The following is a 14,094-nucleotide window of genomic DNA, read 5'->3' on the forward strand; positions in this document are numbered from 1 at the left end:
TAAGCTATTGTGTAAATTTAAAACTTTTAAGAAGCAAAATTTCTAAAATTTTGTCTTAAAGCTTCATAAGAGATTATACCAACGCTTGTGGCTAAATTTAAACTTCTTCCATAAGATTTCATAGGTATAGTTATAGCATTTTCCCAATTTAATTGCATTAATTCCATAGGCAAACCATAACTCTCACTTCCAAAGAATAAGAAATCATTTTTTTGAAATTCTGCATCAAAATAAGCTTTTTGACTCTTAGTTGTTGCGAAAAAAAAGCGATTTTTATAAATCATATTTTCATTCAAAAATTCTTCAAGATTCTCCCAAATAATAGGCTCTAATTTATCCCAGTAATCAAGTCCTGCCCTTCTAACAGCCTTTTGTGAAATATCAAAAACAGTTGGTTTAACAATATGAAGTTTAAAACCAGCATTAAAGCACATTCTACCTATACTACCTGTATTTTGCGGTATTCTAGGGTGAACTAAAACTATATTAAACATATTTATACTAGAACTCTTTGAATATTAGGATTTAATTTTACTAAAATTTCATAGTTAATAGTATGAAAAAAATCAGCCCAAATATCAGCATCTTTAAACACGCAAATTTCTTCGCCAGAATTTTCACAAGAAAAACTATCCATTGACATCTTTCCAAGCATTGTTTTTCCATTTCCAAGCACTAACTCCCCCCTTCCATTGTAGCGAAAAAGACCATCAGCATAACCCAAATCATAAGTTGCTACTTCCATATCCTTTGCAGCAGTAAAAATGCCTCCATATCCTATGCTCTGTCCTTTTTGTAAAATCCTTTGACTTAATCTATGAGCATACAAACTTAAAACTCTTTTTAAATTTGAATCCCCATATCCAAATTGAACAAGCCCAACTCTACAATATTCATCTTCAGGAATTTTCCCTCTAAATAATGCTGCAGAATTATACGAATGAAATAATAAATTTGAAAAATATTTTTTTACTATCTTTTTAGCTTTTTGAAAATTTTCTTTTTGAACAAAAAAACTTCCATCCATTTCATCTGCACTAGCAAAATGTGTAAACATTCCAGTAAGTTTTAAATCACTACCTTGAATAAGATTTATAGCATGCTCTAAATTTTCTACACAAATTCCATTGCGATGCATGCCTGTATCTATTTTTAGATGTATTTTTATATCTTGCTTGTAATTTTTTACTTGAGAAATGTCATTTAAAGCATAAATAAATCGAGAATTTTCATTACCATGAGGACGATGTGATAGTATTAATATATTCTCAAAAAATTCTTCGATTTCTCGAGCTTCTTCTTCACTCTTAACAGCAACAAAAGAAACTCCTAAATTTTTGGCTAATGGAGCTAAAAGCTTAGCTCCATGTCCATATGCATTATCTTTAAAAACACAAATTAATCTTTGAAAACTCCCTATTTTTTTAGCAATATGTCTTAAATTGTATTCATAAGCTTTTTGATCAATTTTTATTAAAGACATTTATTGCTCTGCTAAAATTTTCATTTTACCTTTACTATCTATCTTAACGTATAAAATTTTATCGCCTCTAAACCGATAGTTTTTAGTGTAATAATCCTCATAAAATGAAATTCTATACATAGTTTCATTTTCTAAATTCGGATAAGGGCTGATATTAATATCTGAAAATTTAATCTTTTTATCTTCTTTACGAGAAAAAATAGATTTTTTCATGGAAGCAAACTGTTCAAATTTCATTTTATCAAAACGTTTAAATTCTTGCTCATCATAAAAACTTAAATAGGCATTAGTGTCACTATTTGTCCAAGCTAGTTTCCATGTAAAAAGATCAGCCAATAAACTAGCGATTTGATCCTTTTTAGCTCTAATTTTTTCTTTTTCTTCTGTCATAACAAAAACTTTTTTATCTTGCACAACTTTTGCAAATTTCTCCAAATTATTATTAAATAAAGCAATACACCCTCTTGTTTTAAATTCATCAAGTCTAGAACCATCTAAAGGATAGCCATGGATCCAAATACCACCACCTGTTTTTCCTTGTACTTTATCAAGTAAATTTGGATAAGTTGTGGCAAAAGCAAAGGGACCATAATAAGGATCACCTGGATTAAACTTACGGCCTAACTCATAAAAACCTACTGGAGTTTTCAAATCTCCTTCTATTTTTTTATCACCCATTAATCCAGTTATTATTTCTTTTTGTTCAAAATCTTTTCTTATTTTTCCGTCCTCGTAAGAATAAACACGGAGAATTTTATCTGTTTTATTTGTAAGCACGATAGCAACATTATCATCATAGTATCCAAGTGAAATATTTTTATCTCCTATTTCACTTAACCAAAAATCCTTTTGAGTTAATTCTTTTTCAATCGCTACACCAACAGCATCTAATCCTTGATTAAGATAAATTTTAACAAGATCTGAGGCATGCAACATCAATGAAGAAAGTGCAATTAATAAAGCAAGTCGTTTTAACAATGTTTTTCCTTAGGTATTTCAAATTTTTTAAGTCAAAAATGTTTGTGATTATAATATTTTTTTTCTTAAAAAATATTAATTATATTAACAATGCAGCCTTATTTATGATATAATTTTTACAAATCATAAAGGCTTGTTTTAAAAGGTTGTCTATAATGATAAGAAATTTTTTTATAGGAATGTCTTTTTTAGGCATTTTGTTTTTAGCTTTTTATACATTATATGATAAAAAGAAAGAAAGTATATTTAGCTTAAATACATGCCAACCTCTAACTTGTGACTTAAATTTACAAGATTGTGTTTTTTCTTTTAATAAAAAAAATATTGAAGTTTCAGCCTACCCAAAACCTATAAAAATTTTCAATAAAACTACTATAAAAATTAAGAATTTTCCTCATTATTCTAATTTAAAGATTAAAATTTATAGTTTAAATTCCTATATAGGCGATATCATTCCTAAATTTAATATAGTTAATGGTGATATTCTTATAAATTTTATAGGTAGAAGCATTACCGATGATTCTAGATTTAGGGTTGAATTTTTAAACAATAATGCTCCAACTGGTTTTTTCTTTGATTTTGATGTTACTATGCAAAAAAATTTTCAAACAGGTAACACACATTGAAAAATTTTCAAAATTTTATATTCAAATAAAAATATTTTTTGATATAATGAACAAATATTTAATATTATAAAAATAAGGATACAATATGAAAAAAATTCTTCTCTTAGGTGCTCTTTTTGCTGTAAATCTTTGGGCTGTTAATGATATAGAGGTAAAAAATGCCTTTGTAAAACAAACTCCACCTCATGCGCAAAATAGTGCTATTTTTCTTACTATTTTTAATAATACTAATAAGGATATTGCTCTAATAAGTGCCAAAAGCGATATCAGTGAAGTCAGTGAACTGCATACACATATACATAAAGATGGAAAAATGATGATGCAAAAAATTCCTGAAATTATTATAAAAGCTCATTCAAGCACAGAGCTTAAATCTGGAGGTTACCATATAATGCTTTTAAAACTAAAAAAACCTATTATTAAAGACACGAAGGTAAATTTAGATTTAAAATTTAATAATCACAAAACCATAGAGTTAAAAAATATTGATTCTAAAGAATTTTAATTAATGAGAAAAATTATTTTTATCCTAGCTTTTGCTTTTGTTATTGCTATTTTATATATTATTTTTGATTTTTATGTAATAAAAGATTCTCAAAAAATAACAAAAACTGATTTTTCTACCCCATTGACTTGCGATCTTAATGTTAAAGACTGCACATATAGTTTTAACAATAAAAAAGTCTTAATTTCCCTAAATCCCAAACCCTTACAATCTTTAGATGTTACAAATCTAAAGATTGTAAATCTAGGAAATTATAACAACTTAGGAATTAAAATTTATGGATTAAATATGTATATGGGCGAAATTAAACCTAAAATACATCGATTAAATTCAACAGACTATGAAAGTAAAATAGTTCTTGCTGCTTGCGTTTTAGATACTATGCGTTTCAGGGTAGAATTTATGGATAATAATAAACCCATAGGGTTTTATTTTGATTTTGAGCTAAAAAAATGAAAAAAAATATTATTTTGTTTATAGTTATAGTTGCCATTATTTTAGGTGTAATATTTTTTATTAAAAATCATCAAAATTCTTATGATTTTATCTTAAAATCAGACTTAAAAGAGGAAACCACCCTAAAAGATTTTAAAGGAGATAAGCTTATTATCTATTTTGGATATACTTATTGCCCTGATGTTTGTCCGGCAACTCTTAGTTTAGTAGGCAAAGCCTTAAAGCAAATCAATAATCCTAAGGCTCACCTTCTTTTTATTTCTTTAGATCCAAATAGAGATAATAACTTAAGCAATACAAACGAATGGTTACGATACTTTTACCCAAAAGCAGATGCCTTAATTGCAAAAGATGAAAAAACTCTTCAAAAAATAACAAAACAATATAATGTTCAATATCAAAAAATAGATCTAAATGATTCTTTTATGGGTTATTCTATAGCACATAGCAATATGCTTTATCTTATTGATGAAAAAGGTCATTTTTATAAAGAAATTAACGATTTAAATCCACAAGAAATTTTAAGAGAACTTAGAATTTTTCTAAATTCTCAATAATTATACTTAAGCAAAAAGATCGGTTGAGAGGTATCTTTCAGCCGTATCGTTTAGCATAGTTAAAATTCTTTTATCTGGAAATTTCTTTGCTAGCATACTTGCGGCAAATACATTTGCTCCACTTGATATACCTACCATTAAACCACTTTTGGCAAGTTCTTTGGCTGTATTTATAGCATCTTCATTACTTACTGTGATCACTTCATCTATAACTTCTTTATTTAAAATAGCAGGTATAAAATTCGCCCCTATTCCTTGTATTTTATGGCTTCCCGCTTCACCTTTGCTAAGCAATGGAGAATTTAGAGGCTCGACTCCAACAATATGCACTTTTTCTAATTTTTCTTTTAGTATTTCCCCAACTCCACTAATAGTACCGCCAGTTCCAAAACCAGCTACAAAAATATCAAGTTCATTATCCAAATCTCTTAAAATTTCTAAAGCCGTATTCTTACGATGCGCATTTTTATTTGAAATATTTTCAAATTGAGAAACCATAAAAGAATTTGGAGTATTTAATAATATTTCATTTGCTTTATCAACCGCTCCTTTCATTCCTAAATTTGCAGGAGTTAATTCTAACCTAGCGCCAAAGAGTGTTATCATTTTTCTTCTTTCTAAACTCATAGATTCGGGCATTACAGCAATAAATTTAAGTCCCAAATCTGCACAAATCATAGCCAAAGAAATTCCAGTATTTCCACTAGTTGCTTCAACTATTGTAGTATCTTGATTAATTTTTTTACTATCTAAAGCATCTTTAATCATTTCAAAAGCTGCTCTATCTTTTATAGAATGACTAGGATTTAAAAATTCACATTTAGCAAAAACATTGATACCAAATTTTTTCAAATGTATAATAGGAGTATTTCCTATAAGCTCACTTACTTTTTCATGTACTTTCATAATTTTAATATCCTTTTTTGTTTAATAATGATAGTTTTATAAAAGTTTAAAAAAATAAAGTAAATAAAAGATACAAAATATCTGAATTAATTAAGAAAGAAGGCTAGAATTTATCTAGCCGAAGTTTTATTTTTTCTTTTTGCCGCTTGCTTTTGCAACAGCTTCTTTAAGGTTTTTACCTACCTTAAATTTTGCAACTCTTGTAGCAGGAACTTTGATTGTTTTTCCTGTGCTTGGTACTCTAGCTTCTCTAGCAGCTCTTTCTTGAGTTGAAAAAGTACCAAAACCAATAAAACTGATGCTATCACCTTTAGCTAAAACATCAGTAATAGTAGAAATAACTGCATCAGTAGCAGTAGTAGCGTCTTTTTTTGTTAGCCCAGCTGTTTGAGCAACTAATGAAATGAAATCTGCTTTAGTCATAAAAGCTCCTTTGTTTTAATTGAAACGCCTAATTTTAGCATATTTAAAAAACAATATCAAGTAAAAAACAGCTTTTTTTAAGTTTTTTTCAAAAAACTTTATTATTTTTTCTTATATCTTTCAAATTCTCCACTATTATCAATTTCATTACCAATTTTCTCGTATAAATCATAATAAAATTTAACAAATTCTTTACACTTAGGCATAATAGGAAGAAAAATATTATCTTCAATTTCACAAAATCTACTTAAAAACTCTTTTGCATCAAGTCTTAAAGCATAGTGTTTTGCCAATTCATGATAATTTTTTAAAGTTAGCTCTTTAAATTTTTCATAATACCCTAAATCAAAATTTATCTTCAAATTATTATTTTCAAAAATCAATACTTCGCTTTCAAAAAGCAAGCTAAGATGAATAAGTCCTTCCGTATAATAAGGTCTAACTTCATCAACCCTTTGCCAAGAAATAAGTCCAATAGCTCTTTTTATAAGTTCATGAAAAACAGGCATTATCAAGTCATCTTGTTCATGATAAAAGAAATTTATAAGTCCACCTGTAGTAGCTTTATATTCTTCTATATTTTTAAAAAAACCACTCTGATTCATTGTTTTTTCGGTATCATTAGCAATAAAAAATATATGACCAAATTCATGGCCTATAGTTGATACTTCATAAACCCTTTTCCAAATTTTTTCCTGATAAAATAAAATATTTCTTCCAAAATCCAAAAATTCTTTATCAAAAACCTCGCTAGAAATTTTCATAAAAGGCTTTGTTTTAGCATTTTCATATACAAAATTTATAAAGGCAAATATTTTTTTTCCCGCCTTAGAACTTACAAACTCATCATTTGGAACGACTTGAGCTGAGAATAAACCTTTAAGTTCAGCACCATAAAATATCATCGGAGTGCAAATATAAAGTTGAGTTTTTTCTATATTAGATAAAACTTCTTTTTCTAATTCACAATCTTCAAGTCCTATATTTTTATAAACATGTTCAAAACTTTCCTTAATTTCATTACCAAATTTCAAAACATCAAAATCATTTTCATCTTCTATTCTTATATCCCATTCTAATGCCACCGCATGAGTATAATTATCTTCATAATATTCTAAAGGATGTCCCACTTGTAAAGGTGATTTTACTTTCATCCAAGCAAATTCAGCTTCTTGCCAAGCTTTTATAACCCTATCTTCATCTTTTTCACAAAACGCTAATTTTAATTTTTCAAAATATTCTATATAAGCTTTTTCCTCTTCGCTGCTAGCAAATATTTTAAGCTGATCAATCATATTTTCAAAAGCAAATTCTAATTTTAAAATTTCATTCTCGAAAAATCTCGCATAAGGAACAAATTTCCATAAATTTCCTATTCTAACTAAAACACCATAGCTTCGCTCACAAATTTCTCCTTCTGGAGTTTTTTGATATAAATGATTTTTACGTAAAAATTCCATTGCATCATCTAAATTTGGAAATTGAGTAGATAAAATTTTATTATTTTTTTCTATAATTTCTTTAGTCCAAGAAATTTCAAAAATATTCATAATTAAACCTATATTATGCACTCCTTGTATTAAAGACTGATAAAAATTATTTAAAAGTTTTTTCTCTTTTATTTCATTAATTAAATTTTGATGTTCTTTTTCATAAAACTTTCTAACCTCTTCATAGAACTTATGTTTTAGCTCTATAATCTTATCTTCCTTAAAGTTGTTTTTTTTCCACTCTTGAACTAAATTTTCTTCCTTTAAATCAACCAAACGCCTAAGTATGGCTAGCATAGTTGTTTTATCTTGTTTTAATTCGCTTAAAGAAATCAAAGATCTAAAATACTCGCCCACATCTTCTTTGTCTAAAAACTCATATAACGCATTATTTCTTTCTTTGTATTTTCTAACTAATTTAGCTATTTCTTTAAAATTATTCATACTTTTATTCTCCTTTTTAACTTTTTTAATTATAATTCATTTTTTAAAATAAGGAGTAAAAATGAGAGATATGGGAGAACCAAAATTAAAAATTGTAGCTATGCCAAGTGACACAAATCCAGCGGGAAATATTTTTGGCGGATGGATACTTTCACAAATCGATTTAGCAGGAGCTATCGCAGCAAGAGAACTTTCTCCTGAACGCGTTGTAACCATCTCTATGGATAAAGTAGTTTTTAAAGAACCTGTTTTTATAGGCGATATAATTTCTTGTTACTCTAAAGTTGTAAATGTGGGCAACACTTCAATCAGCGTTGAAGTAGAAGTCACAGCTCAAAGAGTGGATTCTCAAGGTTGTACTTCTTGCATTAATGTAACTTCGGCTTTAGTAACTTATGTAAGTGTTACAAGAGATGGAAAGAAAAAGCCTATTAGTGAAGAACTTAAAAGAATTCATGGCTTTTTAAATGCTTAAAGCTTATTTTGTATGATAAAACTTTATCCTTTAAGCTTATCAGCATTTATTTAAACCGCCACTATTATATTTTTTATCTAGACATTCTTTGAAAAATTCCCCTCTGGTTTTTGGAATTTTTCCTGGATGTTTTTGTTTCATGTGTTCTAAATACTTATCATAACTAGAAAGTCCCACCAAGGGATGAAAAAACCTTTCAGCTTTTTCATAATAATATTTAAATTTTTTGAAATTCATCAATCTTAATATACTTAGTTTCTTTAAGAGGAATTTTAATTTTACCTAAGCAAATTCCTATACAAGAAATTATAACAAGCAAGGTAGCTATCATAAAGAACACACAAAGAATTGCATTAAGCAAATTTCCAACTTTACTTTGAGTGGCTATTGAAATTTCTTTTTTAATTACAGAAATTTCTTTTTCATCTTTAGTATTATTTAATTTAAATTCTAAATCTTTAATTTTTTGACTTTGTATGCTAACGGCGGCTACATGACTTACCGCATTTGCTACTTTATTGCCTTCTTCATAAGGCATAATTTTTTGAATTCCTCCATACAGAGTTGCCACTAAGACAAATACCGCAGGTACTAAAGTAACCCAAGTATATCTTGCCTTGCCCATTTTTACAAGTATAGTTGTAGCAAGAAGCAAAGCCATACCCGCAAGCATTTGATTGCTCACGCCAAAAAGAGGCCAAAGTGTATAAATTCCTCCCTTAGGATCAATGGCGCCTTGATAAAGAAAATATCCCCAACCTGCAACACTTAAAGCCGTAGCCAAAAGTCCAGCTGGATAATTATGAATATCTCCTAAAGGTTTATAAACATTACCCAATATATCTTGCACCATAAAACGACAAGCCCTTGTCCCAGCATCCACCGCTGTTAAAATAAATAAAGCTTCAAACAATATAGCAAAATGATACCAAAAAGCCATCAAATCCACGCCGCCAAAAAGTTCATGCAAGATCAAAGCTACACCTATAGCAAAAGTCGGGGCTCCCCCTGTTCTTGAAAGTATAGTATACTCTCCTATATTTGTGGTTAAAGTAGTAATTTCTTCAGGAGTAATACTAAATCCCCAACTTGAAATAGTTTGTGCTACATTTACAACATCTGTTCCTATCAAAGCAGAGCTTGAATTTATAGCAAAATAAAGACCTGGATGTAAAATACAAGCACAAATTAAAGCCATAATCGCCACAGCACTCTCAGCAAGCATAGAGCCATATCCAACAGCCAAAGTATGAGTTTCGTTTTCAAGCATTTTAGGAGTAGTTCCACTAGAAATCAAAGCATGAAAACCACTGATCGCACCACAAGCAATGGTAATAAATAAAAATGGAAACACTCCACCTGCAAATACTGGACCTGTTCCATCAAAATACTGAGTATTTGCTTTTGGCATTTGTAAATCAGGAGCAACCAAAACAATAGCTACAGCCATTACCACAATAACACCGATTTTCAAAAAAGTTGAAAGATAATCTCTTGGAGCAAGTAAAAACCACACAGGTAAAACAGAAGCAATAAAACCATAAGCCATCATAACAATTGCCAAAGTTGGAGCTTCTAAAGTAAATATTTTAGCCCAATAAGGATCAGCAGCTATAACGCTACCATAATGAATAGCCAAAATTAAAAGCACAAAACCTATTATAGAAGCCTCCCCTACTCTACCTGGACGGATAAAACGCATATAAATTCCCATAAATATTGCTATAGGAATCGTCATTGCGATAGTAAATAAACCCCATGGAGATTCTGCTAAAGCTTTTACAACCACCATAGCTAAAATGGCAATAATAATAAGCATAATGCCAAAAATCGCCACCATAGCAACTCCACCTGTAAATTTACCCATCTCATCCTTAATCATCTCGCCAAGACTTCTACCTTTTCTACGAGTAGATATAAAAAGAACAACAAAATCATGCACAGCACCCGCTAAAACTCCTCCTACTAAAATCCAAAGCATAGAAGGCAAATATCCCATTTGAGCGGCCAAGATAGGTCCTACTAATGGACCTGCTCCTGCAATAGCAGCAAAATGATGTCCAAATAATACAGCTTTATTTGTAGGCACAAAATCACGCCCATCATTTTCTACAAGTGCTGGTGTTGCACGATTTTTATCAAGTTCTAAAACCTTATAAGCTACAAAACTCCCATAAAATCTATATCCTATCATATAAATACATACAGCAGCAACCACCAAATAAATCGCTGATACACTTTCGCCATTTTGTAAAGCTAAATAACCAAAACAAATAGCGCCTAAAGCTGCAACAAACAACCATAAAATTTTAGTACTTAACTGAGTCATATTTCTCCTAAGAAAATAAAATATTTTCAAAGAATAGCAGATTTATAGATTAAATTGTATAGAAAGATGTTTAGTTTTTTCACATTTTTAAAAAAATATATGTTTTTTGTTTCTTTAAGTAGCATAAAAATGAAAAGCTTAAAAATAATCTTTAAGCTTTTTTAATCTAAATAAAGAGAGAATTTACACTTTCGTTATGATAAACACGACGTATTACTTCAGCAAAAACAGGTGTAACGCTTAATACTTTAATATTTGGTAATTGCTCTTTTAAAGGTATAGTATCTGTTACCACAAGCTCATCTAAAACTCCGCTTGCTATTCTCTCATAGGCTTTTCCACTTAAAACTGCATGAGTACAGCAAGCCATAACAGATTTTGCACCTTTTTCTTTTAAAGCTTCCGCGGCTTTAACTATAGTGCCAGCAGTATCAATAATATCATCCACTAAGATAACTTCTTTATCTTTTACATCTCCAATAATATTCATTACTTCACTTTCATTGGCTTTTTCACGACGCTTATCAACTATAACTATATCAAGTCCTAAATGCTTTGCAACACTCCTAGCTCTTGCAACACCCCCTATATCTGGACTTCCTATAATAGCATTTTTAAAATGTTTGGCTTTAATGTAATCATTAAAAACTATACTTCCATAAAGATTATCTACTGGAATATCAAAAAAACCCTGAATTTGTCCTGCATGCAAATCTATCGTAGCTACGCGATCAATCCCAGCTGCTTGAATCAAATTAGCCACAAGTTTAGCAGTAATTGGCACTCTAGGATTTGCTTTTCTATCTTGTCTCGCATAGCCAAAATATGGGATAATAGCCGTAATTGAATTTGCACTTGAGCGACGCAAAGCATCTGTAAGAATTAAAAGTTCCATTAAATTATCGTTTGTAGGAGCGCAAGTACTTTGAATAATAAAAACATCCTTTCCGCGTACACTCTCATCAATTTGAACGCTAATCTCTCCATCACTAAACCGCTTTACTCCAGCATCACTTAAAGGCAGGGAGAGATATTTAGAAACTTGTCTTGCAAATTCGACATTAGCTGAGCCTGAAAAAATTTTATAACCTCGCATAAAAAACCTTAATCAATAAAATTATGAATTAATACAAAAGATTTTAATAAAAAAAATGTTAAAAACTGCTGTAAATTTAAAAAGCTTATATAAAAATATAAGCTTTTTTAAGAAATATAAGCTGTCTTTTTGGCATAATATCTTACCAACATAGAAAGTGAAAAACATATTATAAAATAAATTCCCGCAACAACACCTATCATCGCTAAAATTTCTTCAAAACTTGTTAGTTTTGCCAATATAGTTTTTGAATTATAAGTAAGTTCAGCTATACCCAGACCTGCTAAATAAGCTGTATCCTTTACAGTGGTTACAATTTGAGATAATAAAGCAGGTATTATTTTTCTAAAAGTTTGTGGTAAAATAATATAAAAAAGAGTAAAAAATTTACCAAAACCTTGTGAATAAGCTGCTTCAAACTGACCTTTTGGTATAGAATTTAATCCGCCTCTAATAATTTCAGCCATAACCGAACTCGTATAAAGTGAAAATCCTATAGTACCCCAAAAAGCTTGAGGAAATTGTCCAAAAAATACAGGCAAAACAAAACAAGCTGCGAGCATCCATAGCAATAAAGGAGTATTTCTAAAAATATCTATATAGCAAGCTGCTAAAAATTTACTTAATCTATCTCCATAATTTTTAGTTATAGCTAAAAAAGTTCCAAAAACAATCGAAATAATACAAGTTGCCAAGGCTATTTTTAATGTCAGAAATAAACCTTGCATTAAAAATTCAATATTTTGCGCATTAAAAACATTTTCCATTAACAACCCTTTATCTCGTTAAATGTGCTTTTTTTAATTTATTTTCATAAGCTTTTGCAAAATAAGCCAAAGGATAGCAAATTATAAAATATAAAACCGCTGCAAATATATAAGCTGGCGCATAATTTCCATAATCAGCTGCATAACTATCAGCAGAATGCATTAACTCAGCTCCACCTACAATAAGCAATACAGAGGTATTTTTAATTAAATTTACCATTTGATTTGTCATCGGTGGTAAAATAATTCTAATGGTTTGAGGTACTATAATATAACGCATTTGTTGAATATAAGTAAACCCTTGAGACGCAGAAGCTTCAAACTGACCTCTTGGCACAGCCAAAATTCCACTTCTAACCACCTCGCTTACATAAGCTCCGTGATACGCCCCAACACCCAATACACCAATAGTAAATATATCAAGCCTTATACCTAAAACAGGCAAGGCATAAAACAAAAAGAAAATTTGTATTACCAAAGGAACATTTTGAAAAAGCTCTACGTAAATTCTAGTGTAGGCTCTGATAATTTTAAATCTACTTGTAGCCATAACTCCGCCTATAGTTCCAAAAATTGTAGCTATAAGCAAAGCAAGAATGCTTACTTCTAAAGTATAAATAAAACCATTAATAAAAGCATCTTTATTATCCAAAGCATCTAAAAATTTCCATACCGCAAAAGGGCTTATACTATTTTCATCATATAAACCCCAAGAAGTAAGAATTTGTCTTAAATGTTCAACAAAACCTACACTTTCATTCATATTATAAACCCCATTTTTTCGCTAAAGCATCAATTTCATTTTTATGTTCTTTTACAAAATCATCAACATATTTTGCAAAAGCTGGATCATCTTTTTTGGTTACAATACCATAACTTTGTGGTTCAAAACTATCTGGCAAAATTTCACTTTTATCATCCACATAACCTAACAATATTGATTTGTCTACAGAAAACGCATCAACTCTTTTAGCATCTAAAGCAGCTTTTATACTTGGATAATCAGGAAATTCACTAAATTTAACATCAATGCCAATTTTTTTAGCAGCTTCACCTATAGCTTTTTTTGTAGTTGCAGCTTGAGCCACTCCAATATTTGCACCTTTCATATCAGCTAAAGATTTATATTTTTTTTCTTTTAAAACCAAAAGCCCTATAGCATCTTGATAATAAGGCTCTGAGAAATTATAAATTCTTTTTCTCTCTGGAGTAATAGTAAAAGTTGCTATCACCGCATCTACACTACCATTATCAAGCAAAGGGCCTCTTGTTTTAGCATTAACTGCAACTAGTTTTATTTTTTTATCATCACCCAATATACTTTTAGCTAGCAATTTGGCAACATCTACTTCGAAACCTTTAATTTCACCTGTTGCTTGATCAAGTAAAGCATAATGCGGAACATCATTTTTAACACCAACTATTAATTGTCCTTTAGATTTAATAGACTCAAGTTTACCTTCTGCTGCATTAGCATTGCTAAATGCAACACAAGCACCTAGAGCAAAAACTGCCAACTTTAACAAAGATTTTCTAAAAACCATTTTTTCTCCTTTCAA

General features: G+C 29.7%; 17 protein-coding genes. 5 read left to right on the top strand and 12 right to left on the bottom strand.

The features are described 5' to 3' along the window. Positions 1 to 26 precede the first annotated feature (26 nt). From FBF20_RS04675 to FBF20_RS04685, 3 genes are read right to left on the bottom strand one after another with little or no spacing between them, the layout of a single operon-like run. Complete coding sequence (locus tag FBF20_RS04675) at positions 27 to 494, bottom strand: tRNA (cytidine(34)-2'-O)-methyltransferase (protein ID WP_002859556.1); 468 nt, start codon at positions 492 to 494, stop codon at positions 27 to 29. 2 nt (positions 495 to 496) lie between these two features. Next, positions 497 to 1,483, bottom strand: coding sequence for an alanine racemase (locus tag FBF20_RS04680; protein WP_002889609.1), 987 nt, complete (start codon positions 1,481 to 1,483; stop codon positions 497 to 499). After that, positions 1,484 to 2,461: a murein L,D-transpeptidase family protein gene (locus FBF20_RS04685; protein WP_002852494.1), complete on the bottom strand. Its 978-nt coding sequence runs from the start codon at positions 2,459 to 2,461 to the stop codon at positions 1,484 to 1,486. It lies immediately after the preceding gene. Between the two features lie 155 nt (positions 2,462 to 2,616). On the opposite strand from FBF20_RS04685, the gene FBF20_RS04690 reads away from it, so the two are divergent. The 4 genes from FBF20_RS04690 (at position 2,617) to FBF20_RS04705 (ending at position 4,605) form a co-directional block, all read left to right on the top strand. After that, complete coding sequence (locus FBF20_RS04690) at positions 2,617 to 3,087, top strand: hypothetical protein (RefSeq protein ID WP_002852438.1); 471 nt, start codon at positions 2,617 to 2,619, stop codon at positions 3,085 to 3,087. Between the two features lie 85 nt (positions 3,088 to 3,172). Continuing rightward, positions 3,173 to 3,592, top strand: a complete 420-nt coding sequence (locus tag FBF20_RS04695) for a copper chaperone PCu(A)C (RefSeq protein WP_002852580.1) — start codon at positions 3,173 to 3,175, stop codon at positions 3,590 to 3,592. 3 nt (positions 3,593 to 3,595) lie between these two features. Then, positions 3,596 to 4,048, top strand: coding sequence for a hypothetical protein (locus FBF20_RS04700; protein ID WP_002852445.1), 453 nt, complete (start codon positions 3,596 to 3,598; stop codon positions 4,046 to 4,048). After that, positions 4,045 to 4,605, top strand: coding sequence for an SCO family protein (locus tag FBF20_RS04705; protein ID WP_002852563.1), 561 nt, complete (start codon positions 4,045 to 4,047; stop codon positions 4,603 to 4,605). The genes FBF20_RS04700 and FBF20_RS04705 overlap by 4 nt, the downstream gene beginning before the upstream one ends. Positions 4,606 to 4,611: 6 nt before the next feature. Here FBF20_RS04705 and cysM read toward each other — a convergent pair whose 3' ends face one another. The 3 genes from cysM to ciaB form a co-directional block, all read right to left on the bottom strand. Next, positions 4,612 to 5,511: a cysteine synthase B gene (gene cysM, locus FBF20_RS04710; RefSeq protein WP_002858759.1), complete on the bottom strand. Its 900-nt coding sequence runs from the start codon at positions 5,509 to 5,511 to the stop codon at positions 4,612 to 4,614. A 126-nt stretch (positions 5,512 to 5,637) separates the two neighbouring features. Then, on the bottom strand, positions 5,638 to 5,934 hold the full coding sequence (locus FBF20_RS04715; RefSeq protein ID WP_002859562.1) for an HU family DNA-binding protein: 297 nt from the start codon (positions 5,932 to 5,934) through the stop codon (positions 5,638 to 5,640). A gap of 101 nt (positions 5,935 to 6,035) precedes the next feature. Continuing rightward, the gene (ciaB, locus tag FBF20_RS04720; RefSeq protein ID WP_002889606.1) at positions 6,036 to 7,868 is read right to left on the bottom strand and encodes an invasion protein CiaB; all 1,833 of its coding nucleotides are present in this window, start codon (positions 7,866 to 7,868) and stop codon (positions 6,036 to 6,038) included. A 61-nt stretch (positions 7,869 to 7,929) separates the two neighbouring features. Here ciaB and FBF20_RS04725 point away from each other — a divergent pair, with 61 nt between their 5' ends. Next, positions 7,930 to 8,343 carry an acyl-CoA thioesterase gene (locus tag FBF20_RS04725; protein WP_002853544.1) on the top strand — a complete coding sequence of 138 codons (414 nt, stop codon included), beginning with the start codon at positions 7,930 to 7,932 and terminating at the stop codon, positions 8,341 to 8,343. Between the two features lie 39 nt (positions 8,344 to 8,382). On the opposite strand, the gene kcuS is transcribed toward FBF20_RS04725, so the two are convergent. From kcuS to peb1A, 6 genes are all read right to left on the bottom strand, one after another. Beyond that, positions 8,383 to 8,580, bottom strand: a complete 198-nt coding sequence (gene kcuS / locus FBF20_RS04730) for a KCU-star family selenoprotein (protein WP_002867452.1) — start codon at positions 8,578 to 8,580, stop codon at positions 8,383 to 8,385. Continuing rightward, positions 8,561 to 10,672 (bottom strand): carbon starvation CstA family protein, encoded by a 2,112-nt coding sequence (locus FBF20_RS04735; RefSeq protein WP_002875462.1) that lies wholly within the window; start codon positions 10,670 to 10,672, stop codon positions 8,561 to 8,563. Before FBF20_RS04735 ends, kcuS begins: the two co-directional genes overlap by 20 nt. Before the next feature lie 166 nt (positions 10,673 to 10,838). Beyond that, on the bottom strand, positions 10,839 to 11,768 hold the full coding sequence (locus FBF20_RS04740) for a ribose-phosphate pyrophosphokinase (RefSeq protein ID WP_002853293.1): 930 nt from the start codon (positions 11,766 to 11,768) through the stop codon (positions 10,839 to 10,841). A 107-nt stretch (positions 11,769 to 11,875) separates the two neighbouring features. Further along, the gene (locus FBF20_RS04745; RefSeq protein WP_002853290.1) at positions 11,876 to 12,535 is read right to left on the bottom strand and encodes an amino acid ABC transporter permease; all 660 of its coding nucleotides are present in this window, start codon (positions 12,533 to 12,535) and stop codon (positions 11,876 to 11,878) included. 10 nt (positions 12,536 to 12,545) lie between these two features. After that, positions 12,546 to 13,298: an amino acid ABC transporter permease gene (locus FBF20_RS04750; RefSeq protein WP_002853332.1), complete on the bottom strand. Its 753-nt coding sequence runs from the start codon at positions 13,296 to 13,298 to the stop codon at positions 12,546 to 12,548. A gap of 1 nt (position 13,299) precedes the next feature. Continuing rightward, entirely contained in the window at positions 13,300 to 14,079 is a 780-nt protein-coding gene (peb1A, locus tag FBF20_RS04755; RefSeq protein ID WP_002853252.1) for a bifunctional adhesin/ABC transporter aspartate/glutamate-binding protein PEB1a, read from the bottom strand. Positions 14,080 to 14,094: the final 15 nt, after the last annotated feature.

Origin of the sequence: Campylobacter sp. CFSAN093259 (genome assembly GCF_012889985.1) — a bacterium.
Lineage (GTDB): Bacteria > Campylobacterota > Campylobacteria > Campylobacterales > Campylobacteraceae > Campylobacter_D > Campylobacter_D jejuni.

What these genes read in the sequence shown, in the direction of transcription:
- FBF20_RS04675 (WP_002859556.1), bottom strand. Translation starts at nt 494, where the DNA reads ATGTTTAATATAGTTTTAGTTCACCCTAGAATACCGCAAAATACAGGT.
- FBF20_RS04680 (WP_002889609.1), bottom strand. Translation starts at nt 1,483, where the DNA reads ATGTCTTTAATAAAAATTGATCAAAAAGCTTATGAATACAATTTAAGA.
- FBF20_RS04690 (WP_002852438.1), top strand. Translation starts at nt 2,617, where the DNA reads ATGATAAGAAATTTTTTTATAGGAATGTCTTTTTTAGGCATTTTGTTT.
- FBF20_RS04695 (WP_002852580.1), top strand. Translation starts at nt 3,173, where the DNA reads ATGAAAAAAATTCTTCTCTTAGGTGCTCTTTTTGCTGTAAATCTTTGG.
- FBF20_RS04700 (WP_002852445.1), top strand. Translation starts at nt 3,596, where the DNA reads ATGAGAAAAATTATTTTTATCCTAGCTTTTGCTTTTGTTATTGCTATT.
- FBF20_RS04705 (WP_002852563.1), top strand. Translation starts at nt 4,045, where the DNA reads ATGAAAAAAAATATTATTTTGTTTATAGTTATAGTTGCCATTATTTTA.
- cysM (WP_002858759.1), bottom strand. Translation starts at nt 5,511, where the DNA reads ATGAAAGTACATGAAAAAGTAAGTGAGCTTATAGGAAATACTCCTATT.
- FBF20_RS04715 (WP_002859562.1), bottom strand. Translation starts at nt 5,934, where the DNA reads ATGACTAAAGCAGATTTCATTTCATTAGTTGCTCAAACAGCTGGGCTA.
- ciaB (WP_002889606.1), bottom strand. Translation starts at nt 7,868, where the DNA reads ATGAATAATTTTAAAGAAATAGCTAAATTAGTTAGAAAATACAAAGAA.
- FBF20_RS04725 (WP_002853544.1), top strand. Translation starts at nt 7,930, where the DNA reads ATGAGAGATATGGGAGAACCAAAATTAAAAATTGTAGCTATGCCAAGT.
- kcuS (WP_002867452.1), bottom strand. Translation starts at nt 8,580, where the DNA reads ATGAATTTCAAAAAATTTAAATATTATTATGAAAAAGCTGAAAGGTTT.
- FBF20_RS04735 (WP_002875462.1), bottom strand. Translation starts at nt 10,672, where the DNA reads ATGACTCAGTTAAGTACTAAAATTTTATGGTTGTTTGTTGCAGCTTTA.
- FBF20_RS04740 (WP_002853293.1), bottom strand. Translation starts at nt 11,768, where the DNA reads ATGCGAGGTTATAAAATTTTTTCAGGCTCAGCTAATGTCGAATTTGCA.
- FBF20_RS04745 (WP_002853290.1), bottom strand. Translation starts at nt 12,535, where the DNA reads ATGGAAAATGTTTTTAATGCGCAAAATATTGAATTTTTAATGCAAGGT.
- FBF20_RS04750 (WP_002853332.1), bottom strand. Translation starts at nt 13,298, where the DNA reads ATGAATGAAAGTGTAGGTTTTGTTGAACATTTAAGACAAATTCTTACT.
- peb1A (WP_002853252.1), bottom strand. Translation starts at nt 14,079, where the DNA reads ATGGTTTTTAGAAAATCTTTGTTAAAGTTGGCAGTTTTTGCTCTAGGT.